Source organism: Aquihabitans sp. McL0605 (assembly GCF_049993875.1).
In the GTDB taxonomy this organism is placed as follows: Bacteria; Actinomycetota; Acidimicrobiia; order Acidimicrobiales; family Iamiaceae; genus Aquihabitans.
In genome coordinates this window covers 2,426,625-2,450,565 of sequence record NZ_CP188252.1, presented here as the reverse complement: position 1 = coordinate 2,450,565, position 23,941 = coordinate 2,426,625, and the positions used below count along the sequence as shown (strand labels likewise).

Sequence of the window (23,941 nt, the reverse complement as noted above, 5' to 3'; positions counted from 1 at the left end):
CGCCTGTGCAGTGGGTTGAAACCACAGGGCGCACCATCGAGGACGCCAAGGAAGCCGCGCTCGACCAGCTCGGCATCGACGAGAGCGAAGCCGAGTTCGAGGTGATCGAGGAGCCGAAGACCGGCCTCTTCGGGCGCCCGCGCGGCGAGGCTCGCATCCGTGCCCGCGTGGTGCCCAAGGCGCCCCGCCCGAAGCAGGAGCGGCGTCCACGCCGCCAGCGCACCGGTGGCAAGGACAAGCCGAACGACACCGGCAGCAGTGCCGTCGCCGTGGCCGACGAGGCCGACGACGACGCTCCCGCGTCCGAGTCGGACACCGGTGGCCAGGGGCAGAACCGCAACCGCCGAGGCGGCGGTCGCGGCCGGTCCGGATCCAACGGTGGCGGCCGTCCCGCCAAGAACCAGCAGGAAGGCAACCAGATGACCGACGAAGAGGTACCGGTCGGCGATCAGGCTGACATCATCACCGAGTTCCTCGAGGGGCTCCTCGTGGCTCTGGGTGCCGAGGGCACCGTGCGCCGCACCGAGGTCGACGACGAGACCATCGAGCTCAGCGTCGAAGGCGACGACCTTGGGCTGCTGATCGGTCCGAAGGGCCAGACCCTCACCGCCGTCCACGAGCTGTCCCGCACGGTGCTCCAGCGCCGGGCCACGGGCCGCCACATCGGCCGGGTCCGCATCGACATCGGTGGCTACCGCCAGCGGCGCCAGGAAGCGCTCGCCCGCTTCGTCCAGCAGCAGGCAGCCGCCGTCATCAGCGAAGGCGCCGATCGGGCCCTGGAGCCGATGAACTCGGCCGACCGCAAGGTCGTGCACGACACGGTCAACGAGATCGACGGCGTCGACACCATCTCCGAAGGTGCCGATCCTGACCGTCGCGTGGTGATCGTGCTCGCAGGCACAAGCGAATGACCGTCTCGCTGACGGACCTCCTCCTGGAGGCTCGCCAGCGGGGGTTCCTGGGCCCGGGCCCGGTCGAGCGTCATCTCGACCATGCCCGGGCCTTTGTCGTTGCCGTCCAGGACGCCCCCACCCGGGCCCTCGACCTGGGCGCCGGCGGTGGGCTCCCCGGTCTGGTGCTGGCGGTGGAGTTCTGGCCCGAGACGCAATGGGTGTTCCTCGACGCCCAGCAGAAGCGCACCCAGTTCCTCCAGGAGGCCATCGAGGACCTCGACCTGGAGGACCGCGTGTCCGTGGTGGTGCAGCGGGCCGAGGAGTTCGGTCGTGACGACGATCATCGCGGCGCGTACGACCTGGTGGTGTCGCGGAGCTTCGGCCCGCCGGCGGTCACGATCGAATGTGCCGCTCCCCTCCTCCGGGCGGGCGGGTCGTTCGTCGCCAGCGAGCCGCCCGAAGGCACGCCACCGGGCCGCTGGCCGATCGATGGACTCGAGATGCTGGGCTGCGGCCCGGCCCACGGCCTGGTCGTCGGCGACGATCCCGAGTTCCACCTGGTGCGGATCGACCAGGAAACGCTGGCCCCGGAGCGCTATCCCCGCCGGGTAGGGATTCCGGCCAAGCGGCCCCTCTTCTGATCCGTCCTCGAGGACTGCTTCCCGCGCCGTTCCACGTGGAACCTCCAGGCCCGGGTCTGTGCGGCCTGGGATTCCGCCCGCAGGTGTCGGGCTCGGGTGACCCCATTCGCGGGCGAGAGAGGCACAACGGCAGCGGGGCCCGGGCACAACCCGGTCCACCCAGGCCGAAGACATGGGCCGCCATCCGGCCCCCTGGCAGGCGCCCCGGGGATGACGACCGGCGAGGTGCCAGCGATGCCCCTTTGGTCTGCCCCAAGCGCGTCGCGGAGCTTCCGTTCATCGGTCCCGCGGCGGAGAGCGCCCGCACGGGCGGCCCGCCCTGTGGGGCCGCACGTTTCACGTGGAACGTGCGTGTCGGGCGGTGATGTTGGCGGAAGGAGGGGCTTGCCGGCCTCATGCGAACTGACGGGCTGGGCGTGCCCGGGGTTGATGAGGGTGCTGCTCTCGCGGGCCTATGGATTGCTCGGCGCTGCGAACGCTCGGTCCTGCGCTTGGGGGGGGGACGGTCGGATGGCATGTCCCACGCAGGTGGCTACCCCTGTGTCACCCCGGGCGCTGGGGAAGGGACCCACGTCCGGCCCGGAGGTGGACCGGTGCTGGGCCTTGGCTCGAACCTGTCCGGCCTAGGGCACCGCCGATCGTCTCGCCCCCACCTCACCAGATCGTTGGGCAGCCGTCGTCGTCGGGCCAAGCCGCCCCAGCCGGCACGGGGGCGTGGTCACCGTGCTGCGGACCGCCGAGGGTTTCCTGACCGTCCGCGAACGGACCTAGCCGCTGTGGGGACGGTCGAGGAGCGCCTTTCCGACCCGGGGAACTGGCAGCCCCCCACCCGCCCCCCTTTGGGGGATCGGGTCTGGAGGGCCCAGGGCCACCACCCTTGCGGTGGATCCCTGAGATAGGTCCCGAGGGGAGGTGGCCGCCTGGTGGACTGCTCCCAGGGACGACGTGGGGTCGCCGTTGCGACTGCCTGGCGATCCTGGGAGCAGGACCCAAGCCGACCTCCTCCCTCGGCCTCAGTCGGGCGCTCAAACGGTCCTTCCTGGCGAGAGGCACGGCCAGGAGCCACGCCTGCACCAGGGCGCGCAGATGTGTCAGAGGCGTCGTGATGAGAGGCCCGAACCGATCGAAGACGTACGGACCGCTGACGCCCATCGGAGGCCTCCCCCGAGGTCTTGGTTCGGTCGACCCTTCCCGGCAAGCAGACCGGTGCCGGTGGGAGACGCGGCGTTTCGCGGCTCATCCAGCCTCGGTCCTGGGCGCCAGGTCCATCGGTAGCGCACATGGGAGGCACTCGAAGTCGCCTCCGATCGCGCCGGAGAACCCCGCAGGTCGCGGGGCCGGGGCAGGGCGCTCTTGCGTCCCACGGGGCGAAGGCAGGCGTCGGGATGGCCACACGGGCGCCAACCTCTACCGGGCATCCGACGGACGGCTGACCCCTTCGTCCCGTGCTTCTCTGGCTCATCCCAGGGAGGGGACCGAGCGGCCGCCAGGGATGGAGGATCTCCCGGGTGACCTGGGATGGGACCGACGGCGGGTGGCTCGGGTGCAGCGGTGTCCCAACCCGAGACGGGCGATGTAGGCGCGCTCCCCTGCTGAGGTGACCTCCGACCAGCCTCGGGACCCCGATCGATCCTGAGCTGGGCGGGCAGCCTGGCCGGAGTCCTACCGAGACGTGTTCCTCTTCTGGGCCTCGTGCGCTTTGCCCTCCTGGCCTCGGCCGTGGGCTCCGATCCGGCTTGCTGGGGGTGGGCCCCGCGCTCCTCGGCGGGTTCCCGACCGGCGCCAGCTGCGGGCCAGGGGGTCTGGCTCGCCGGACTCATCGAGACGGGAGCCGGGCTAGATGGCCGGGGCCCGGCACGGGCAGCGTGACGTTCGGGTCGGTTGCCGGCACAGCCCAGTGCGTCCCCCGACCACCGTCCACCCAAAGCCCCTGCGGCCCTGGTCGGCGCCGTCGTTGCCGCGCCTCCGACCTGTCGCCGGTCGGGTCCCGATGACCCGCCTGTTGGCGGTTGGCCCGGGTCACAGGCTTGTTGCCGGTCGAGCCCCGGTCCCCGGTCTGGTGTTGCCCTTGGGCCCGATGCTCGGCTTGTTGTTGCCCGTGGCGCCGGATGCCCGGCTTGTCGTCGGATGGGCCCTCGTCCCCGGGATGGCCGGCGCGGGCGAGGGCCTGGCGTGGATCTCAGTGGGTCGCCGCTCGGCCTGCCCAATGGGCCGACCTCGGCATACTTGGAGCTTCCGGGCCATCGCCCGCCCCCGGGACCTGGCCCCCTGCTGACTGGGCCAAGATCCGGAAGGCCGGCGCAGGTGTCGGGGCCTCCGGGCCCGGAGGGCACGGGTCTGCGTTGACCTGCCGTCGGAGGATCCTGGGCCGCATCGGAAGGCTGGTTGGCACGAGATCCCTGGAGGGGACCAATCGGGCGCCGCATGCCCTGATCTGCGGATCTGTTGGTCGTCGGGGCGTCACCCTTGGCCTCGAGCGTCCGGAGTCATCGTTGGCTCCCGGCCTGCGTATGGTCCCGCTCTGCGGCCACGTCTGCTCAGGACACTTCCGGGGCCGGACCGTCGGCCGCCGCTGCCGGGATCCCGGCACGCCTGGTCCCGGAGGTGGCCCGTGGCCCCGCACCTACCGGGCAGCCATACGTCTGACGGTGGGGGCGCTCCTGGGGCTGGCCGCGCCCTGGGTCTCAGCTCAGACGAGGCGCTGGATGCCCGTCGCTGTCGGGGGTGGACCGGCTGCGTTGTCAACGCTTCGCCTGCCTGGTTCTGGCCGCCGTCGATGCGGGCAACTCCGGACCCGGCTCGATGGACCTGGGCCGCGCCGATTCCCCGGGCCGCGGTCTGCTCGCCGGGGTGGCGGGACGGACGACGACCGCCTCGGGCAGGTGGCCTTGCCGGCCTCTGACCGGTCGGTGCCTCGGGATGCTTGGGCCCAACGCGGGATGCACGTGCGGGTGCTGAGCCGCGGGTAGGTCTGGTGGCTGTCGCCGAAGAGGGGTTTGGATTGGGCGGGCTCGTCGGCGTCCTGAGCGTGCTCGTTCGCAGGGCAGCCCTACCGCCCACGCTTGCCCGGACCGAGACGGCGGTCAGCCCCCTGGCTTCCCTTTGGTCAGCTCGATCGGGTGGGCCTCGATGGGAGCGGGCAGGGGACGGGCCGGCCGCGTTGCGCGGCGGCTGGGAAGTCTCCTTCGGCACGTTCCACGTGGAACCGACGAGAGCGCGATCGACTCGACGGAAGGATCCTCCGGTTCTTCCTACGGGATCAGGCCAGTGCATGTTCCACGTGAAACGGTGGGTTGCCCCATTCGGCGCCGGATGTTTGGGCGGTGATGGGGGAGCGTGCACGGGGTGGACGGCACTGGCTCAGCCCCGCGAGGAGCCTCGGGGCCGCTCGTCGCCCGCGGGTCCGCGAAGCGCTGGCCGTACCCGCGGGGGCGACGAACGCCGTGACGGGTGGGTCGCTGGCGGCGCGGATCAGGGGCTGGGTGGATCGCGTTCCACGTGAAACTGTGGACCGGTGCTTGACCCCCGGACGCTGGGACGGAAGTATGGGCGCGTGACTGATCCTGCCCCGATCTCCGATGCGCAGCTCGAGACCGATTCGGCGGGCGAAGCAACGGCGACCGAGCCCGCGGTCGACCCCACTCCTGTGGGCCGCGTCCGTCCGGCGCTCCCACGGATCATGGCTGTCGCCAACCAGAAGGGTGGGGTCGGGAAAACCACCACGACGGTGAACCTCGGCGCGGCACTTGCCGATCTCGGCTACCGGGTCCTGGTCGTCGATCTCGATCCGCAGGGCAACGCCAGCACCGGGCTTGGCATCAACATCCGGGGCCTGCAGGCGTCGATGTACGACGTGATCCTGAGCGACGTGCCCATCGAGGACTGCGTCGAGGCCTCCTCGGTGAAGAACCTGTTCGTCGCTCCGGCCAGCCTGGATCTCGCAGGCGCGGAGATCGAGCTCGTTCCCGCCTTCAGCCGTGAGCTTCGTCTCAAGCACGCGCTGGCCGAGGTGCACGACGACTACGACTACGTCCTCATCGACTGCCCGCCATCCCTCGGGCTGCTGACCATCAACGGCATGGCTGCCGCGTCCGAGGTCCTCGTGCCCATCCAGTGCGAGTACTACGCGCTCGAGGGGTTGGGGCAGCTGATGCGCAACGTCGGGCTCGTCACCAAGAACCTCAACCCGACCCTCGACATCTCCACCATCGTGCTCGTCATGTACGACGCTCGGACCAAGTTGTCCGATCAGGTGGCCCACGAGGTTCGAGATCACTTCGGCGACAAGGTGTGCAAGATCATGATCCCACGCACGGTTCGGCTCTCTGAGGCCCCATCGTTCGGTCAGCCCATCACGGCGTTCGACCCCACCTCGCGGGGCGCAGTCGCCTACCGCGAGCTGGCCAAGGAGGTCAGCGGTGGCCCGGCGTAGCGGACTTGGCAAGGGCCTGGGCGCCCTCATCCCCAGCGATCTCGCCGGGCCCAGTGACGATGCCACCCTCCGGGAGCTCGCGGTCAGCCAGATCGAGCCCAACCAGCACCAGCCTCGCGGGACCTTCGACGAGGAGGCGCTCGTCTCGCTCACCGACTCGATCCGCGAGCTCGGCGTGCTCCAGCCGATCCTGGTCCGGCCGTCGGGTCTGGATCGCTACGAGCTGATCGCGGGGGAGCGTCGCTGGCGCGCCGCCAAGCGCGCCGGCCTGCAGACCATCCCCGCGGTGGTGCGCAAGATCGACGAGACGGCGTCGCTCGAGCAGGCGCTGGTCGAGAACCTGCACCGGGAAGACCTCCATCCCATGGAGGAAGCCGCGGCGTACCAGCAGCTCATCGAGGAGTTCAAGCTCTCTCACGACGATGTGGCGCGGCGGGTCGGCAAGAGTCGGTCAGCAGTGTCGAACATGTTGCGATTGTTCCAACTGCCGCCCAGCATCCAACGGCTCGTCGCCGATCGTCAGCTGTCCGCTGGGCACGCCCGCGCCTTGCTGGGGACGCCAGATCGGGCGTTCCAGGAGGCCCTCGCACGTCGTGCCGTGGCCGAGCAGCTCAGCGTCCGCGACGTCGAGGAGGCCGTTCGGGCTCGCTCGGGAGAGGCCGACGACGAGGTCGGTCCCGATGCTGGGCCGACCAAGCCGTCGTCGGGTGTGGCAGGGCGCCGGCTCCGGCCTCCGGGGCTGCTCGAGCTCGAAGGCCTGCTGTCGGATCGGCTCGATACCCGGGTCAAGGTGGCGATGGGTGCCAAGCGCGGCAAGGTGACCATCGAGTTCGCCAGCCTCGAGGATCTCGAGCGCATCTATCGGGCGATGATCACGCCGCCCGATCCCGCAGCCTCGTAGCGCTCTCCCTGGTCAGCAGCGCCGCAGTTCGGCAGGACGGTGGCGGATCGCGATCCACGCCGGGCGGGCATCGATGATGGGTCGAACGTTCCTCGGCGAAACCTCCCGCCATCCGACCGCGATGCGCGTCTGAACCCGACGGTCAGCCTTTCCCCGGGTTTATCCACAGTTGTGGGAAACGCTGTGGCAAACCTCGCGCCTCTTGCTTCGGTTCACCCTGTCCCCGTGGCACGCAATGCGTCAGTACCGGCCTCCAGGCATTGACGATATGCCAATAGAGCGGTACCCGGGGTACGGGCGCCGATACGCAGCGTGCGATCGCCCGACCGTGCTCGGGACGCGAAACGGGGCCGGGTCTGATGACCCGGCCCCGTTCGGTTGTTCGGTGTGGGAGGGACCTAGAGGAAGTCGCTCAGCTGCTCGAGGAGCCCGGCCTTGCCGGAGGCACCCTGGAAGCGGTGCACGGGCTGGCCGTCCTTGAACACGATGAGCGTGGGGATGCTCATGATGTCGAACTGGCGGGCGATGTCGGGGTTCTCGTCGACGTTGACCTTGGCGATCGAGAGCTTGTCGGCGTTCTCGGAGGCGACCTCGTCGAGGATGGGGGCGATGCGCTTGCACGGCCCGCACCACTCGGCCCAGAAGTCGACCAGGACAGGCTTGTCGGCCGTCGCGATGGCCTCGGGGAAGCTGGACTGGGTGAGGGTGCTGATGGCTTCAGCCATTGGTGGTTCTCCTTGGGTGATTCGTGCGTTACAACCGGAAACGGGCTCGAGAGATTCCCGGGGAGATCAGGCGTGGTCGGCCTGGTCCTCGAGCCAGCGCTCGGCGTCGATGGCCGCCATGCAGCCAGAGCCGGCGGCGGTGATGGCCTGGCGGTAGGTGTGGTCCTGGACATCGCCGCAGGCGAAGACGCCCTCGATGTTGGTGGCGGTGCCGGGCCCGGTGATCAGGTACCCGTTGTCCTCCATGTCCAGGATCCCGGTGAACAGGTCGGTGTTGGGGCGGTGCCCGATGGCCACGAAGAGGCCGGTCACGTCGAGGTCGGCGAGCTCGCCGGTGGTCGTGCTGCGCACGGTGATGCCCGACAGCTTGTGGTCGCCGTGGATCTCGGCCACCTCGCTGTCCCAGAGCACGTTGATCTTCGGGTTCGAGAACGCTCGCTCCTGCATGATCTTCGATGCCCTGAACTCGTTGCGGCGGTGGATCAGGGTGACGGTGTCGGCGAACTTGGTGAGGAAGGTGGCCTCCTCGATGGCGGAGTCGCCCCCGCCCACCACGGCGATGTGGTGGTCACGGAAGAAGAACCCGTCGCAGGTGGCGCAGGTGGACACCCCGTGACCGAGGAGCTCGCCCTCGCGGGGGAGGTTGAGCATCAGCGACTGGGCGCCGGTGGACACGATGACCGAGGCGGCCACGTAGGTGGGCTCGGCGGCATCGGGATCGCCCACCCAGATCTTGAAGGGGCGCTCGGAGAAGTCGACCTTGGACACCTTCTCCTGGCGGGCCTCGGCGCCGAAGCGGAGGGCCTGGTTGCGGAAGTTCTCCATGAGGTCGGGACCCATGACGCCCTCGGGGAAGCCGGGGAAGTTCTCGACCTCGGTGGTGAGCATCAGCTGGCCACCGGGCTGATCGGAGGTGGAGGACGGCTCACCCTCGAGGATCAGCGGTGCCAGGTTGGCGCGGGCGGCATAGATCGCCGCCGTGAGGCCGGCGGGGCCGGAACCGATGATGACGACGTTGTGGCTTGAGGGCACGGAGACTCCGTTGCGGTCGGGGACGTGAACGTCCAACGCCGAGACCGGTCGGAACCTTCCCGGTCGGCTCGGCGGCGACCGGTCCAGCAGGTGGCGCGGGTCAGAGGGTCTCTGGCTGCTTCGGCGCGTTGGCCTTGCGCAGGCAGACCAGGCCGCCGATGCAGAACACGATCGCGAAGAAGGCGTAGATCGGCCACACCGGGCCGGGGGCCCAGACGTCGTACCAGCGCACGATCATCAGCAGCACCAGGAAGAACGTGATGGCGCCGACGACGGCAGCGATGATCCCGTAGACCACGGCGCGGGCCGCGAGCAGCAGCGGCTTGGTGGTCCGGTCGCGCACCATGGCGATCGTGTCGACGATGGTGTCGGCTGCTTGGGCCGGCCACTCGGAGGGGATCACGCCCTTCGGAGCGGACGGGCCGCGCGGTGGGGTTGGTACAGCCATGGGTCGAGACCCTATCCGCCGCACGAACGGCGGGACTCGCCGACGGCGCTCAGCGCTGGAAGATCACGACCTGGTCGCACGCGTCGACACCGACGGCGGCGACGAGGGTGGCGGGGGTCTTCTTGTCGACGACCGAGGTGGTGCTGAACTCGTAGACGAGCACCGGATCGGTGCCGACCTTGCCGTAGCCGACCTGGACCGGCGGGTCGGCGAGGCTGAGCGTGACCTGGAGCTGCTGGGCGCACCGGTCGATCGCCGCCGCCGCCGGGACATCGGCGGTCTTCGCGCTGCCGAAGCTGCCCGTGGCCGCGGTCCAGGCCCCTCCGCCCCCCAGGGCCTCCCGGAGCTTGGCACCGGTGGCGAAGTCGCCGAGGTAGGTGGCTTGGGCTGCGAGCGACTTGGTGGTGGTGGGCGCGGCCGTGGACGAGTCGAGCTGGGCGTCGGCGGCAGACGAGTCGGACCCGTGACCACCGGCCCGGGTGTCGGACTTGGCGCTGGACTCCGCGGCCGCGGTGGTGGACGCCTCCGCGGCGGTGGAGCTGGCCTGGTCGTCCTGGCTGCTGCGCCCGGCCCAGATCAAGGAGAGCCCGATGGCCATGAGGACGGCGACGCCGGCGGCCACCAGCCAAGGGGCCGGGCCGCTGCGGGCGGCCCGCGCCGGCTTGGCGGGGGCCATGGGTGCGTCGAGCGCGGAGGCGATCAGGTCGTCGACCGTGTCGGCGGGCAGCGGCTCGATGGGGGAGCCGGCGACGCGGTCGGAGGCGGCCCGCAGCTCGGCCTGCCGGGCCGAGGCGTCGGGGTCGGCGTCGATGCGGGCCTGGAGGTCGGCGTCGGCCTCGCCGTCGATGGCGGCCGACAGCTCGTCGTCGGAGAAGGAGGTGGGGTGATCGGTCATGGCGTGGTGGTGGGACGTTCGTCGGGTTCGGTCTGGTTCCCGCCAAGGAGGTCCGCCAGCTGCGCTCGGCCGCGTGCGATTCGTGATCGGACCGTACCCGGTGGGATCTCCAGGACCTCCGCGATCTCCGCGTAGTCGAGCTGGCAGAGGTCTCGCAGCACGACGGCGGCGCGGAAGTCGGGGCCGAGGGCGGCCAGTGCCTGGTCGATGTGGTCGCGCTCGGTGACGTGGTGCGCGGGGTCGGGCGAGCCGGGGTCGGGCAGGTCGATCGGCGTGCCATCGCGCTCGGGGAGGCCGACGACGGGGCGGCGCTTTCGGCGGCGGAGCTCGTCGAGGCAGGCGTTGGTGGCGATGCGGTAGGACCAGGTCGAGAACCGGGACCGACCGTCGAAGCGGGCCAACCCGCGCACGATCGCGATGAGTGCCTCCTGGGTGGCATCGAGGGCGTCGGTGTCGTTGCCGGTGATGCGGCGGCACAGCGCGTGGATCCTCGGCTGGTGCTCGCGGAGGAGCCGTTCGAGGGCGGCCCGATCGCCGTCGCGGGCGGCCCTGACCAGACGGCGCTCGTCGTCGAGGGAGGTGACGGTGCTCATCGGGCTCGCACCGCCAGCTCGGCGACGCTCATGTTCCCCGATGGAGGCACCCGCGTGAACCAGACCAGGACCTGGTTGCCGGTCACGCCGTCGATCGTGAGGCGGGTGACGCCCGCGGCGGCTGACTGCACAGAGGCGAGCGGCTTGCCCCACCCAGCCAGGTCGGCGGGCGCGTCGCCGTCGGCCAGGTACACCTGGGCGCTCCAGCCGGCCTCGGGGCTGCGGACGTCGACCTGGCCGAGGTCATGGGATCCGTCGAGCGTCAGCACCAGGCCAACTCCATCTTTGTCCGCCATCTTCTCGGGGTCGGTGTAGTGCTCGCTGGTCCAGACGGTGTCGATGTTGCCGTCGACTGCGTTGGGAACCTGGTCGGGGTGCTCGACCTTGTTGTCGCCCTGCGGATCGAACGAGGCCGCGGATGCGATCGTCAGCTCCTTGCCGGTCCCGTTGCTGGCCACCGGGTCGTTCCCGCGGGTGAGCACCACCCCGGCGATGGTGGCGAGCACCACCAGGACGAGCACCACGATCCAGCCGCGACGTCGGCGGTGCGCTGGTGGTGACTCGTCGGTGGGGATGGTGGCGTGCGCGGGATCGGGCGATGGAGCAGCCGCGGCCGGCGGTGGGGTGGGCGGCGCGGCTGTGGGCTGCGCGGGGGCGGCCGGCGGCGGGGGCGTGCCGGGTGGCTGGGTCATCGGGGGGTTGGCCGCGGCCGCGGCGACGGCGGCGGCAGGAGCGCGGCGGGGGTCGGCGCCGGCACCCAGCAGCGCGGTGCGCATGGCGGCGGCGGTGGCGAAGCGATCGGACGGCGCGCGGGACATGGCCTGCATCACCACGGCCTCGACCGCCACCGGGATCTCGGGCCGGAGCTGGCGCGGCTCGGTGGGGTAGCGGTGCAGCCGGGCCAGGGCGGTGGCCGCGTCGGTGTCGGCGACGAAGGGTGGGGTCCCGGTGAGCGCCTCGTACAGCACGACGCCCAACGAGTAGAGGTCGGCGCGCCCGTCGATGGGGCCGCCCTCGACCTGTTCGGGTGCCAGGTACTTGGCCGTGCCCACCATGGCGCCGGCGTTGGTCAGGTCATTGCCCTCGGCGGCCTTGGCGATGCCGAAGTCGGCCACGAGCACCCGCCCGTCGGCCGACAGGAGGATGTTGGCCGGCTTGACGTCGCGGTGGACCAGGCCGCTGGCGTGCGCCGTGCCGAGCGCATCGGCCACCTGGGTGCCGATGGCCAGCACCGCCTCGAGGCGCATCGGGCCGTGCTGGTCGAGATCGGCCCGCATGGTGGTGCCGACCACCAGCTCCATGACGATGGCCTCCATGCCATCGTCGGAGAACGTGTCGTACACCGAGACGATGGAGGGGTGGCCGAGGCGAGCCGCGGCGACGGCCTCCGCCCTGAAGCGCTGCACGAACGAGTCGTCGCGGCTCAGGTGGGGATGGAGGAGCTTGACCGCCACCCGCCGGGCGAGGGTCTCGTCGGTGGCCTCCCACACCTCGGCCATGCCGCCCGACGCGATCGGGCGGTTGAGCCGGTAGCGCCCGACGAGGAGTCGGCCGGCGAGCTGGTCCTCTGCGGGTCCGGGAATGGAGGGATCGGGCGCGGCCACGGCCTGGTCACGCTACTTGGCCGCCACCGCGCCCCTCAGGGCGCCCCCAGCGGCCAGGCTCAGGCGGGGTCCTGCCACACGAGGCCCATGACCCGGGGGCCGCCGTGGGCGCCGATCACAGGACCGATGGTCCAGGTGCTGATCTGCTCGGGCGCGTACCGGGGCGAGATGAGCTCGATCAGCTCGTCGACGTCGTCGGAGCAGCCATGGGCCACGGCCACCGACTCGAGGTCGGCCACCTCGAACAGCCGGTCGCGCAGCCACACCAGCGACTTCTTGCGGGTGCGCTGCTTGCCGGCCTCGGTGACGGTGCCGGTGGAGATGTCGATGATCGGCTTGATCGACAGGATCGAGCCGAGCATCGCCTGGGCGCCACCGATGCGGCCGCCCTTCTTCAGGTTCTCGAGCGTGTCGAGGGCCCCGAAGACCCTGGTGCGGCTCCGGAGGTCTTCGATGAGGGCCACGATGTCGGCGGGGGACCCGCCCTGCTCGGCGAGCTCGGCGGCGGCGAGCACCTGCATCCCGAGGCCGGCGGTGATCGAGGTGGAGTCGAGCACGGTGAGGTCGAGGTCGTCACCGATCGCCTTGGCGGCGGTCTGGGCCGACTGCATCGTGGCGGACAGGGCGCTCGAGAGGTTGATGCACACGACGGGGTCGCCGTCGGCACCTGCTTCGCGGAAGGCGGCCTCGAAGGCACCGGGCGAGGGCGCGGCGGTGGCGGGCAGCACATCGAGCTGGGCCATCTTGTCGTAGAAGGCCTGGGGGGTGAGGTCGACCCCGTCGGTGTACTCGTCGTCGCCGAACCGGATCGTGAGCGGAACGATCCGGATGCCGTGCGCAGCGGCCTGCTCCGGTGGGAGGTCGGCGGCGCTGTCGGTGACGATCTTGACGGGCATGGAGGACTCCGGGGGACGGCTGAGGTGACGAACAGTGCTTCGACCCCAGCCGGCACGCGGGGGTTACACCTCGGCGGGGTCGGCCGTCGGACCGAGGATGGGCTCGTCGTCGGGCCCAGGGGGCGGAGGACCTGGTGAGCCGGGCCCCGGGCCGCGGGCGTGACGGGCCTTGCCCCGGTTCCGGTACCAGTGGCGGCCCCACCACAGGGCGAGGAACACCACCGCGCCGACGGTCAAGAAGACGCCGACCCCGGACACGGCGGTGGCCCGGATCGTGTACTTGCTCTCGGCGAGGACGACCCCGTCGTCGGGCGTCCGCACGGAGACCCGGACGGGGGTGTCACCGGCTGTGTGCGTCTTGACCCGGATGTTCAGCACCGTGCGCCCCGGCGGGAGATCCGTCTCGATCCGGTTGCGGGGGAACTCCACCCGGTCGTTGGCGTCGAGCTCGATCACCACCTTCACCGGGTAGTCGAGGCCGGATTCGATCGGCAGAGGGAAGGTGGCGTCCTGGGCGCCGAGCGTGACCTTGTCCTTCGCCGGGATCGAGATGGCGTTGAACGGGACCTGGAGCGCCGCGCTCACCGATCGGGCGTCGAGCTCGCGCTGGTCGAGGGCGAGGTCGTCAGCGGCGCTGATCGCCAAGGTGCGCTCGTACGGCCGGATCTGCTCGGTGGCTCCCCCCACCATCGAGAGGTAGCTGGTGAGCGCCGACTGCGAGCGCTGCAGGTCGACCGGGTACGTGCCGAGGTGGACGCTCGGAGGGTCGGTGAGCGTGGCCCCCGGCGGGGCCGGCTTGGCGGCGAACAGGTCGTCGACCCCGGTGGCGGCGAAGAACGGGGTGCCGAACGAGAGGGCGTCGGTGACGATCTGCAGCGATGCGGGTGTCACGGTGGCCGGGTCGATCGAGACGACGACGCCCGCGGCACCCGTGGCGCTCGGACCGGTGGCGGCCAGCCGGGCGAGGAGGCGGTGAGCGGCCAGCACCGGATCTTCGGGGGCCTGCAGGCCCAGGGCGTACGCACCGGACACGGCGACGGCGCGCACGTCGTGGTCGCCCACGGACAGGTCGACGGGGGCCTGCACGCCGCCGCCACCGACGAGGGCGTCGGCCGGCAGGAGCGTGCGCGAGATGCCCCGGTCATCGAGGGCGCGGAGCGTGGCGGTGTCGACGCGGTCCTGGAGCTGCCAGGTGCCGGCGGTGGGTGGCTCGAGCAGCTCCGAGAGGGTCTGCTGCCCGAGCTCGTGCTGGAGGTCGAGGGTGTCGGCGAGGTCGTTGTCGACGAGCGACGCCGCGTCGATGTGGACGTAGGGCGCGTCGAGGAGGGCCTGGTCATCGCGCGCGAGCGCGGTGCGCAGGCGGGCCAGGTCGGTGGCGGCGCTGCTGTCGGCTGCGACTCGGGCCACCGTGTCGGGGGTGATCGAGTAGGTGGCAGGGAGCGACGGGTGGGCGGCGAGGTCGTCGAGCACGGGATCGAGGTCATCGAACAGCGTGTCGTCGGTCCGGTTGTTGGCGGCGCGCTGGGCGGCGTCGTCGGGTGGGGGCTGGTGGACCGGGACCAGCAGGGCGGCGTCGGTCTGGGACACGGTCTGGCCGGGACCGGGCAGGCGGATGATCGAGGTGATCAAGGTGCTGAGGACGTTGCCGTCGGTGTCCCACAGGGCGATCCGCACCGGGTACACCCCGGGCTCGTTGATCCGGTAGCCCCACGCCGGATCGGGGTTGGCGTGGCCCTTCGTGAACAGGTGGATGGTGAACGCGGCGTTGCGCGCCGAGGCGGTCTTCGGGGAGCCGAGGGGGACCACCGGGAACGTGGCATCGGAGCCGCCCGTCGGCTGCACGCCGACGGCGTCGCCGGGCTCCACCCGGTCGTAGACGTCGACCGCCAGCGACGTTGCCGTGGGCGCGTGCTCCGCGGCCACGAACACGGTGAAGGTGCCGTCGGGCTCGACCGCCACCGGCTGGCCCAGCAGCGTGAGGCGGGGCTGATCGGCACCTCGAGGCGCCGCGGGACGGGCCCCGGCAGCGGGACCGAGCGGGACCACGGTGAGCACGCAGGTGACCAGACCAGCGGCCAGCGCCGCGAGGGAGCGGCGGTTCACGGAGCCCCGTCCTGGAGCTGCTTCGTCAGCACCGTGAGGCCGTGGGGCTCGAGGACGAACCCGGTGGCCAGGTAGAGGCTGAGGGCGCCTTCGTTGTGCTCCTGCGTGTTCACGACGGCCACCCCCGCGCCGGTGCGGCGGAGCCAACGCAGCGAGTCGGCGACCAGCGTGGCGCCGATGCCCTCGCGGTGGTGCGCGGGGTCGACGGCCAGGCGCTGCAGGTAGCCGCGGTTGGCCGCCCGACCGGTGACGGCGTACCCCGTGATCGGGCCGTCGGTGGACACGCGGAAGCGGCTGGCCGGGGTGGCCCGGACCGCATCGTCGAGGCCGCCCGCATCGAGCGCCCAGAAGGCGTCGAACGCCCGCCGGTCGATCGCCAGCACCTCGGCCTGGTCGCGCCGCCAGGCCCGGCGGTGGCGGATCCGGGCCGTGACCTCGGGAAGGCGGAGGAGGTCGTGGCGCAGCAGGTGCAGGCGTTCGTGCTCGATGAAGCCGGCATCGAGGAAGGGCGCCAGCTCGCCCCGGTGCAGCGCGCCCGTGAGGACGCGCTGAACGCCCCGCTGGGTGAGCAGGTCGACCTCGTGCTGGATGTCCTGCACGCCGGGAGCCGGTCGATCGGGCAACGGGCTCAGGACCACGGTGTCGTGGCGGCCCCGCCAGGCGGCCACCTGAAGGTGGGCGCGTGCGCCCCACCACCGGTCATCGGCGGCCATGACGCCAGACCCGGGTGAGAGGGGTGTTGACCACGCCTTCGGACCTTAGGTGCTGCGTCGGCGATCGCCCGCTCGTGGAGCGCCGACCGGGGCACGCCCGTAGCCTGAGCCCCCATGCCGGTGCTGTACGCCACCCACCCCCGCTTCTTGGACCACGACACCGGTCGCGGCCACCCCGAGTCTCCGGCGCGCCTCCGGGCGGTCCAGCTCGGCGTGCAGCAGGCGGGCCTGGCCGAGGCCCTGGTCCGCATCGAGCCGGTCGCCGCGAGCGACGCCGACCTGCAGCGGATCCATCCGGAGGCGTACCGCCGGGCGCTGCAGTCGTTCTGCGAAGCCGGCGGGGGCGCGATCGACGCCGACACCGTGGCCGTCGAGGCCTCGTGGTCGGCCGCGCTGCTCGCCGCCGGCGCCGGGCTGGAGGTCATCCGCCGGCTGCAGCAAGGAGAAGGCGACGCCGGCTTCTGCGCGGTGCGGCCCCCCGGGCACCATGCGCTGGCCAGCCAGGCCATGGGGTTCTGCCTCTTCAACAACGTGGCGGTGGCCGCGGCCCACCTGCGCGACCAGGGGGAGCGGGTGGCCATCGTCGACTACGACGCCCACCACGGCAACGGGACCCAGGACCTGTTCTGGAACGACCCCGACGTCTTCTACGTGTCGATGCACGAGTGGCCGCAGTACCCGGGCACCGGGGGCATCTCCGAGGTGGGTGCGGCAGCCGGGCTCGGCACCACCCTCAACCTCCCGTTCCCCAGCCACACCACCGGCGACGTGTACCGGCGGTCGCTCGACGATGTGGTGCTCCCGGCGCTGACGGCGTGGAAGCCCACCTGGCTGCTGATCTCGGCCGGCTTCGACGCCCACCGCGCCGACCCCATCACCGACCTCGGGCTCACATCGGGCGACTACGCCGACCTCACCACGGCCCTGCTCCCGCTCGTGCCGGCCGGCCGGCGCCTGCTGTTCCTCGAGGGCGGCTACGACCTCGATGCCCTGCTCCACTGCACCGGCGCCGTGCTGTCCGCCCTGGTCGACGATGGCGCCTACCGCCCCGAAGGGGCCACGGGCGGAGGCCCGGGCGACGAGGTCTGCGACGCAGCCCTCAAGATCAGGGGCGCGTTGGCCGACGGGTACTTGCGGTCTCCATGAGGAGTCGTTCGTCCTGACCGGAGGGTTCCCGTGACGCGGGTCGTCGATCTACTGCAGTACCTGCTCGAAGAGCGCGGCTCGGACCTGCTGGTCAAGGTGGGCTCGCCCCCCTGCCTCCGCCGCAACGGCAAGCTCGAGCGCACCACGCTCGAACCCCTGACCCCAGAAGAGATCGAAGCGCTCGCCGGCGAGCTGCTGACCCCGGTGAAGGCCGAGGAGTTCCAGCGGACCGGCGAGACCGACCTGGCGCACAGCGTGCCCGGGCTCGGGCGCTTCCGGGTCAACGTGTACCGCCAGCGCGGGTCCGTGAGCCTGGCCATCCGTCGCGTCGTCCCCGGCGCACCCGCCATCGCCGACCTGGGCGTGCCGCCCGTGGTCGCGGAGCTGGCCGGATCCCGAGACGGGCTCGTGATCATCTCGGGCCCCGCGGCCTCGGGGAAGACCACCACCGCCGCCGCCATGATCGACCACATCAACGCGTCGCAGTCACGCCACATCGTGACGATCGAGGATCCGATCGAGGTGCTGCACGCCGACCGCGCCGCCATCGTCAGCCAGCGCGAGGTCGGGGCCGACACGATCGACATCGTCGACGCGCTGCGCCGCGTCGCCCGCCAGGACGCGGACGTCATCTTCATCAGCGAGCTCACCGACCCGCTGGCGGTCACCGAGGCGCTCACCGTCGCCGCCGCCGGCCGCCTCGTCATCGGCGTGATGAACACGCTGTCGGTGATCGACACCCTCAGCTGGATCGTCGACCGCCAGGAGCGGCACGCGCAGGACCACACCCGCCAGCTCCTCGCCCGCGTGCTGCGCGGCATCATCTGCCAGCGCCTGGTGGATCGGGCCGACGGGCGAGGCCGAGTGGCCGTCGTCGAATCCATGACCGCCACCCCCAAGATGCGCGACGCCCTGGCGACGGGCGCCGACTCCGCCCTCATCGAGCGGCTGATGAGCGAAGGCGACTACCACGGCATGGCCACCTTCGACCAAGCCCTGTTCCAGCTCTTCAGCGAGGACCTCGTCACCCTCGACGAAGCCCTCGATCGCGCCGCCCATCCGGAGGACTTCCGCATCGCAGTGCAGCAGGCGGGGCTGGCAACGCTGAGGTAGTCCTCGTCGCTCGTTCACTCCGCTGCGCTCCGTTCTCTCCGCTCCTCGGAACTGAAGGACGGCCTGACGGCCGGCGGCTTCCGCTCAGGGGCACGACTTCGTCGCACCCCTTCGTCTTGGGGGGCTCCGCAAGCTCCGCCCCCCAAACCCCCCGGGCTCGCTTCGCTCGGAACCCCACCCCGCGCTCGTCGCGCGGATCTTGGTGAGGGACAACGGACTCATCGGGGTTGGGGTGGGTCACCTAGCGTCTTGGTGTGATTCCGCCGCGGTTGCAGCCTGTGCTCGATGAGGTCCGGCCTCTTGCCGACGCCTTGGTCGGGGCGGGGCACCGGGTCTTCCTGGTGGGCGGCATCGTCCGCGACCAGCTGCTCGGGCGCGAGCTGGGGCCGGGCGCAGACATCGATCTCACCACCGACGCCACGCCTCCGCAGATCAAGGACGCCGTCGGCCCCATCGCCGACGCGCTGTGGACGCAGGGCGAGCGGTTCGGGACCATCGGCGTGAAGCTCGGTGAGCGGGTGATCGAGATCACCACCCACCGCGCCGAGTCCTACGCCCCCGACTCGCGCAAGCCCGAGGTGGCCTTCGGGACCGACATCGTCGCCGACCTCGCCCGCCGCGACTTCACCGTCAACGCCATGGCGCTCGAGCTGCCCGAGCCCCAGCTGATCGACCCGTTCGGTGGGGCCGACGACCTGGCGGCCAAGCGGCTGCGCACGCCGCTGGAGCCCAGCGTCTCGTTCACCGACGACCCGCTGCGCATGCTGCGCGCCGCGCGCTTCATCGCCGGCTACGGGCTCGAGCCCGACGCCGACCTCGTCGCCGCGGTGCGGGCCAACGCCCACCGCCTCGAGATCGTGTCGGCCGAACGGATCCGCGACGAGCTCGACAAGCTGCTCCAGGTGGCCGATCCCTCGGCTGGCCTCTGGTTCGTCGTCGACACCGGCCTGGCCGAGCTGTTCCTGCCCGAGCTCACGTCCATGCGCCTCGAGCAGGACCCGATCCACCACCACAAGGATGTGCTGGCCCACACCATCGCGGTGGTGGCGAAGACCCAGCCCGAGCGGCTGGTGCGCCTCGCCGCGCTCCTGCACGACGTGGGCAAGCCCAAGACCCGGTCGTTCACCGACGGCGGCGTGACGTTCCACCACCACGAGGTGGTGGGCGCGCGGATGGCGCGCGACCGGATGCAGGCCCTCAAGTACTCGGCCGACGACGTCGAGGCCGTGCGCAAGCTGGTGTACCTGCACCTGCGGTTCCACGGGTACGGCGACGGCTGGACCGACTCGGCCGTGCGCCGGTTCGTCCGCGACGCGGGCGACCAGTACGACCGCCTCGTCGACCTCACCGCGAGCGACTGCACCACCCGCAACAAGCGCAAGGCCGCCGAGCTGGCGCAGCGGATGGACGAGTTCAAGGTGCGCGTGGGCCAGCTCCGCGAGCAGGAGGAGCTCGACGCGCTCCGACCAGATCTCGACGGCAAGCAGGTCATGGACCACCTCGGCGTCGGCCCCGGCCGCCACATCGGCCAGGCGCTCGACCTCCTCCTGGAGATCCGGCTCGAGGAAGGGCCCATCGGCGAGGCCGAGGCCTACGCCCGCCTCGACGCGTGGTGGGCGGACCAGCCCCACGACTGAGGCCGCGCTCCTTCGGGAGCGATGAAAATTCGTGGGGAGATCCGTCGACCACCTGACACCATGGTGGTGCGGGTATCAGGTGCGATGGCGCGCGCCCCGAGACCAGCGCTCGCCTGGTGCTTGCTACCGATACGGTCCCGATATATCGTGATCGCATCGTATTGACCGCACCACCGACCCCCTGCACCCGAGCTCACCTGTTCACGGAGCCCTCATGACCTCGTCCCATCCGATCGAAGCCACCGGCCTGGTCAAGCGCTACGGGGAGAAGGTCGCGCTCGGCGGTATCGACATCGCGGTGCCCGCCGGCACGGTCACCGCCGTGCTCGGCCCCAACGGCGCCGGCAAGACCACCGCCGTGCGCATCCTCACCACGCTGTCGCAGGCCGACGAAGGCCAGGCCACCGTGGCCGGGTTCGACGTCGCCACCCACCCCACCGAGGTGCGCCGGCGCATCGGCCTGGCCGCGCAGGACGCCACCATCGACCCGCTCCTCACCGGGTTCGAGAACCTGGTGATGATCTGCGAGCTGCACCAGATGAAGCGGTCCGAGGCCAAGGCGCGGGCCAACGTCCTGCTCGAGGAGTTCTCGCTGTCCGACGCCGGCGGGCGCGTGACCGGCGGCTACTCCGGCGGCATGCGCCGCCGCCTCGACCTGGCTGCCACCCTGGTGGCCGATCCCCAGGTCCTGTTCCTCGACGAGCCCACCACCGGGCTGGACCCGCGGGCCCGCAACGAGCTGTGGGCGGTGCTCGACCTGCTGGTCGGCCGCGGCACCACCATCCTGCTCACCACCCAGTACCTGGAAGAGGCCGACCGCCTCTCCGACGACATCGTGGTGATCGACCACGGCCGGATCATCGCCCAGGGCGATGCCCGCAGCCTGAAGCGCCAGGTGGGCGGCGACAACATCGGCGTGATCGTGCTCGACCCCGATCGCCTCGAGGACGCCGCCTCCGTGCTCAGCCGGGTCACCGGATCCCAGGCCCTCGTCGACGCCCCCAACCGCTCAGCCGTCGCGCCCACGTCGGAGGGCGTCGCCGGCCTGGCCGACGTGGCCCGGGCCCTGGCCGACGCCGGCATCGAAGCCGAAGACCTGGGGCTGCGCCAGCCCACGCTCGACGAGGTGTTCCTCACCCTCACCGGGCTCCCCATCCTCGAGGACGACGACGCACGAGCCACGGAGGTCGCCCGATGACTGCCACCACCCCCACCGAGATCACCATCGACGTGCCGGTCGCCGGCGAGTCCGAGCCCCACGAGTCGCTGGGCGTGCTCCACGACGTGTGGGTCATCGCCCGCCGCGGCCTGATCCACATGAAGCGCCAGCCGGAGGCGCTGAGCGACGCCACCATCCAGCCGATCATGTTCGTGCTGCTGTTCGCGTTCGTCTTCGGCGGCGCCATCAAGGTGCCGGGCGGCGGTTCCTACAAGGAGTTCCTGATGGGCGGGATCTTCGCCCAGACGCTGGTGTTCAGCGCGTTCGGCGTGGCCATGAGCATCGCCAACGACCGCAAGAACCAGGCGGTCGACCGGTTCCGCTCCCTGCCCATCGCCAACGGCGCGGTGCTCGGCGGCCATGCCGTCGCCAACGTGCTCAAGTCGCTGCTGCCCATCGTGCTGATGTCGCTCACCGGGCTGCTCATCGGCTGGCGGATCCACAGCAGCGCCCTCGAGGCGGCCCACGGCTACGTGCTGATGATCGCGTTCTCGTTCGCCATGATCTGGATCGGCGTGTTCCTGGGCAGCATCGTGGCGACCCCGGAGGGCGTCACCGGCATCGCCTTCGCCGTGCTGTTCCCCATCACGTTCATCGCCAGCACCTTCGTGCCGCTGATCACGATGCCCGAGCCCCTGCGCACCGTCGCCCAGTGGAACCCCACGAGCTCGCTGGCCGACGCGCTGCGCGAGCTGTTCGGGAACCCCAACACCCCGGCGGTGCCGTCCGACCCGTGGCCGATGCAGCACCCGGTGGCCTACACCTGGATCTGGATCGTGGGCCTCGTGCTGGTGATCGCGCCGCTCGCGGTGCGGGTCTACCGCAAGTCGATCGCCGACTGACGCTCAACAGGGGGAACCGTGGCGGAGCGTCAGTTGCCCTGCTTGCGCGCTCGGAGGAGCAGCGTTGCGGGCACGGTGCGCATCACGTCGGCGTAGCCGGGGTCGCGGCCGGAGGGGCCCGAGGCCGTGGGCTCGATCACGTGGTCGATGCGGAAGTTGGCCCGCGAGAACGTGGTGAACAGGTCGGCGAACGTGCGGGGGAAGTCGGTGACGTCGCGGCCGTCGAGCTCCCACGTGCGGGTCGAGGAGTCGTCGTAGGCCCGCACGATGCGCAGCGGGTCGGGGGCGGTGGGATCGATCATGGCGAACGCCGGGTGGGGCACCGAGCACACGAGCGGGGCCTCCGGCTTGAGGACGCGGTGGACCTGGCGGAACACCCGGGCCAGGTCGTCGGCGCTGGCCAGGGCCATCACGCTCACGGCGGCGTCGATGCTGTCGGAGCGCAGGAAGGCGAGCTCGGCCAGCCCGGCCTGGTGGAGCTCGACGCGCACGTCGGCGGCGTCGGCCCGGTCGCGGGCCAGGGCGAGCAGCTCGGTTGACGGGTCGACCGCCAGGACCTTGGCGCCCTGGCGGGCGAGCGCCACCGCGTTGCGACCGGTGCCGCAGCCGAGGTCGAGGATGCGGCTGCCCTCGACGGTGCCCAGCAGCTTGAGCTCGGTCTCGGTGGGCAGCTCGGTGCCGTAGACCACCGTGGTGCCGTTGTCGCCGGGACTCTGCCGCGCGGTGGTGTAGCGGTGCCACGAGGCATCGGCGGGCACGGCGGTGGGGAAGAGGGCGTCGACCATCCCCCGAGTCTGCCGCCACCGGAGCGCCTGGTCGGGCCACTCGTCGCCGGCTGGCCGTGGAAGGCTCTGGCGGTGCGCGTGGTCAGCTTCAACATCCACCACGGGACGGTCGGCCGGAAGGGCCCGGTCGACCCCGAGCGCCTGGGCGCGGTGTGCGCCGCGTTCGACGCCGACGTGATCGCGCTGCAGGAGGTCGACGAGGGCACCGTGCGGGCGAAGGGTCGCGACCTGGCCGCAGCGGCAGCCGAGGCGGCCGGCATGGAGCACGTGTTCGGGTCGTCGCAGCGGCTCCTCGGCGGTCGGTACGGCAACGCCCTGCTGGTGCGCGGGGAGATCCACGAGACCGCGGTGACGCGGCTCCCCAAGGTGCCGCGCACCCGGTTCTGGCAAGAGCAGCGGACCGTGCTCGAAGCCCGGGTCACCGCGGCGCAGACCGAGCTCTGGGTGGCCAGCACGCACCTCGCCGTGAAGGCGTGGAACAACGAGCCCCAGCTCGACTTCCTGCTCGAGCACGTGCGCAGCCGCCCGGCCCCGCTGCTCGTCCTCGGCGACTTCAACCGCGAGGGGTCCGCCATCACCCCGCACCTGCCGGACGGGCTGCGGCTCGCGGCGCACGGGCCGACCTTCCCCGTGCACGAGCCGCGCCGGATGATCGACCACCTGATCCACTCCTCGGTCGTGACGGTGCGGAAGGCCGAGGTGCGCTCCACCGAGATGAGCGACCATGCCGCCCTGGTCATCGACCTGGCGGTGGGCGAGGGCTGAACGCGTTCTCGCGGCCGTCGCGCGATGGCCGGTCGTTCGGCCGTTTCGGTCGGTAGCCTCCCGCCCATGGGTTTCCGACCCGAAGCCGTCCGAGGTTCTGAAGGGCCCGGCGAGATCGACTACCGCTTGGCGCGCCAGTCCGTGCTGTCGGAGTACCGCAAGGGCCGCATCGCCCGCCACGAGATCTGCGATGCCCACCCGGAGCTCGCCCGAGCCGCCAGGGAGCTGGGCGAGCCCACCAAGCTCACCTGTCCGGTGTGCGAGGAGACCAACGTCGTGCTCGTGTCCTACGTCTTCGGCCCGAGGCTGCCGGCGTTCGGCCGCTGCATCAGCACCAAGAAGGAGCTCCAGGCCATCGCCAAGCGCTCCGGCAACTTCTCCTGCTACGTGGTGGAGGTGTGTCCGGAGTGCTCCTGGAACCACCTGGCGCGCACGTTCCTGCTGAACCCGGCCCGGTCGCGAGCCGCCGCCAACTGAACCGATCCCCCGCCAGGTCCGACGGGCCTGACTGCTCAGCGGGTGGGGGTCGTTGGTAGCGTGTCTCGTCGCCGTTCGGCC

Annotated in this window: 21 protein-coding genes; 11 read left to right on the top strand and 10 right to left on the bottom strand. The window is 71.4% G+C overall.

Going from position 1 to position 23,941, the window contains the following annotated elements; translation table 11 throughout:
- Nucleotides 1-5: 5 nt before the first annotated feature.
- From jag to ACPPVX_RS11350, 4 genes are all read left to right on the top strand, one after another.
- Entirely contained in the window at nt 6-911 is a 906-nt protein-coding gene (gene jag, locus ACPPVX_RS11365) for an RNA-binding cell elongation regulator Jag/EloR (protein WP_426570671.1), read from the top strand.
- The gene (locus ACPPVX_RS11360; RefSeq protein WP_426570670.1) at nt 908-1,534 is read left to right on the top strand and encodes an RsmG family class I SAM-dependent methyltransferase; all 627 of its coding nucleotides are present in this window, start codon (nt 908-910) and stop codon (nt 1,532-1,534) included. The genes jag and ACPPVX_RS11360 overlap by 4 nt, the downstream gene beginning before the upstream one ends.
- Nucleotides 1,535-5,087: 3,553 nt before the next feature.
- A complete protein-coding gene (locus tag ACPPVX_RS11355) occupies nt 5,088-5,966 on the top strand; it encodes a ParA family protein (protein WP_426570669.1) in 879 nt (292 codons plus the stop codon).
- Nucleotides 5,953-6,867: a ParB/RepB/Spo0J family partition protein gene (locus ACPPVX_RS11350; RefSeq protein ID WP_426570668.1), complete on the top strand. Its 915-nt coding sequence runs from the start codon at nt 5,953-5,955 to the stop codon at nt 6,865-6,867. Before ACPPVX_RS11355 ends, ACPPVX_RS11350 begins: the two co-directional genes overlap by 14 nt.
- Nucleotides 6,868-7,265: 398 nt before the next feature.
- On the opposite strand, the gene trxA is transcribed toward ACPPVX_RS11350, so the two are convergent.
- From trxA to ACPPVX_RS11305, 9 genes are all read right to left on the bottom strand, one after another.
- Nucleotides 7,266-7,592, bottom strand: coding sequence for a thioredoxin (gene trxA / locus ACPPVX_RS11345; protein WP_426570667.1), 327 nt, complete (start codon nt 7,590-7,592; stop codon nt 7,266-7,268).
- Nucleotides 7,593-7,658: 66 nt separating this feature from the next.
- Complete coding sequence (trxB, locus tag ACPPVX_RS11340; RefSeq protein ID WP_426570666.1) at nt 7,659-8,624, bottom strand: thioredoxin-disulfide reductase; 966 nt, start codon at nt 8,622-8,624, stop codon at nt 7,659-7,661.
- A 100-nt stretch (nt 8,625-8,724) separates the two neighbouring features.
- On the bottom strand, nt 8,725-9,072 hold the full coding sequence (locus tag ACPPVX_RS11335; protein ID WP_426570665.1) for a hypothetical protein: 348 nt from the start codon (nt 9,070-9,072) through the stop codon (nt 8,725-8,727).
- Between the two features lie 49 nt (nt 9,073-9,121).
- Nucleotides 9,122-9,967: a hypothetical protein gene (locus ACPPVX_RS11330; RefSeq protein WP_426570664.1), complete on the bottom strand. Its 846-nt coding sequence runs from the start codon at nt 9,965-9,967 to the stop codon at nt 9,122-9,124.
- Nucleotides 9,964-10,560 (bottom strand): RNA polymerase sigma factor, encoded by a 597-nt coding sequence (locus ACPPVX_RS11325; protein ID WP_426570663.1) that lies wholly within the window; start codon nt 10,558-10,560, stop codon nt 9,964-9,966. The genes ACPPVX_RS11330 and ACPPVX_RS11325 overlap by 4 nt, the downstream gene beginning before the upstream one ends.
- Nucleotides 10,557-12,164: a serine/threonine-protein kinase gene (locus ACPPVX_RS11320; RefSeq protein WP_426570662.1), complete on the bottom strand. Its 1,608-nt coding sequence runs from the start codon at nt 12,162-12,164 to the stop codon at nt 10,557-10,559. The genes ACPPVX_RS11325 and ACPPVX_RS11320 overlap by 4 nt, the downstream gene beginning before the upstream one ends.
- 59 nt (nt 12,165-12,223) lie before the next feature.
- Nucleotides 12,224-13,060, bottom strand: a complete 837-nt coding sequence (locus ACPPVX_RS11315; protein WP_426570661.1) for a DegV family protein — start codon at nt 13,058-13,060, stop codon at nt 12,224-12,226.
- Nucleotides 13,061-13,123: 63 nt separating this feature from the next.
- Entirely contained in the window at nt 13,124-15,163 is a 2,040-nt protein-coding gene (locus ACPPVX_RS11310) for a hypothetical protein (RefSeq protein WP_426570660.1), read from the bottom strand.
- The gene (locus ACPPVX_RS11305; RefSeq protein WP_426570659.1) at nt 15,160-15,876 is read right to left on the bottom strand and encodes a GNAT family N-acetyltransferase; all 717 of its coding nucleotides are present in this window, start codon (nt 15,874-15,876) and stop codon (nt 15,160-15,162) included. The genes ACPPVX_RS11310 and ACPPVX_RS11305 overlap by 4 nt, the downstream gene beginning before the upstream one ends.
- 114 nt (nt 15,877-15,990) lie before the next feature.
- On the opposite strand from ACPPVX_RS11305, the gene ACPPVX_RS11300 reads away from it, so the two are divergent.
- The 5 genes from ACPPVX_RS11300 to ACPPVX_RS11280 all read left to right on the top strand — a co-directional run bounded on the left by ACPPVX_RS11300 (nt 15,991) and on the right by ACPPVX_RS11280 (nt 21,833).
- Nucleotides 15,991-17,022, top strand: a complete 1,032-nt coding sequence (locus ACPPVX_RS11300) for a histone deacetylase family protein (protein ID WP_426570658.1) — start codon at nt 15,991-15,993, stop codon at nt 17,020-17,022.
- Between the two features lie 30 nt (nt 17,023-17,052).
- On the top strand, nt 17,053-18,135 hold the full coding sequence (locus ACPPVX_RS11295) for a type IV pilus twitching motility protein PilT (RefSeq protein ID WP_426570657.1): 1,083 nt from the start codon (nt 17,053-17,055) through the stop codon (nt 18,133-18,135).
- 278 nt (nt 18,136-18,413) lie between these two features.
- Nucleotides 18,414-19,772: a CCA tRNA nucleotidyltransferase gene (locus ACPPVX_RS11290; protein WP_426570656.1), complete on the top strand. Its 1,359-nt coding sequence runs from the start codon at nt 18,414-18,416 to the stop codon at nt 19,770-19,772.
- Between the two features lie 214 nt (nt 19,773-19,986).
- Nucleotides 19,987-20,970 (top strand): ATP-binding cassette domain-containing protein, encoded by a 984-nt coding sequence (locus ACPPVX_RS11285; protein ID WP_426570655.1) that lies wholly within the window; start codon nt 19,987-19,989, stop codon nt 20,968-20,970.
- Nucleotides 20,967-21,833: an ABC transporter permease gene (locus ACPPVX_RS11280; RefSeq protein ID WP_426570654.1), complete on the top strand. Its 867-nt coding sequence runs from the start codon at nt 20,967-20,969 to the stop codon at nt 21,831-21,833. The genes ACPPVX_RS11285 and ACPPVX_RS11280 overlap by 4 nt, the downstream gene beginning before the upstream one ends.
- A gap of 29 nt (nt 21,834-21,862) precedes the next feature.
- Here the strand turns inward: ACPPVX_RS11280 and ACPPVX_RS11275 are convergent, their stop codons facing one another.
- Nucleotides 21,863-22,618 (bottom strand): class I SAM-dependent methyltransferase, encoded by a 756-nt coding sequence (locus ACPPVX_RS11275; RefSeq protein ID WP_426570653.1) that lies wholly within the window; start codon nt 22,616-22,618, stop codon nt 21,863-21,865.
- A gap of 72 nt (nt 22,619-22,690) precedes the next feature.
- Here ACPPVX_RS11275 and ACPPVX_RS11270 point away from each other — a divergent pair, with 72 nt between their 5' ends.
- The gene (locus tag ACPPVX_RS11270; RefSeq protein WP_426570652.1) at nt 22,691-23,383 is read left to right on the top strand and encodes an endonuclease/exonuclease/phosphatase family protein; all 693 of its coding nucleotides are present in this window, start codon (nt 22,691-22,693) and stop codon (nt 23,381-23,383) included.
- Between the two features lie 66 nt (nt 23,384-23,449).
- A complete protein-coding gene (locus ACPPVX_RS11265; protein ID WP_426570651.1) occupies nt 23,450-23,860 on the top strand; it encodes a DUF5318 family protein in 411 nt (136 codons plus the stop codon).
- Nucleotides 23,861-23,941: the final 81 nt, after the last annotated feature.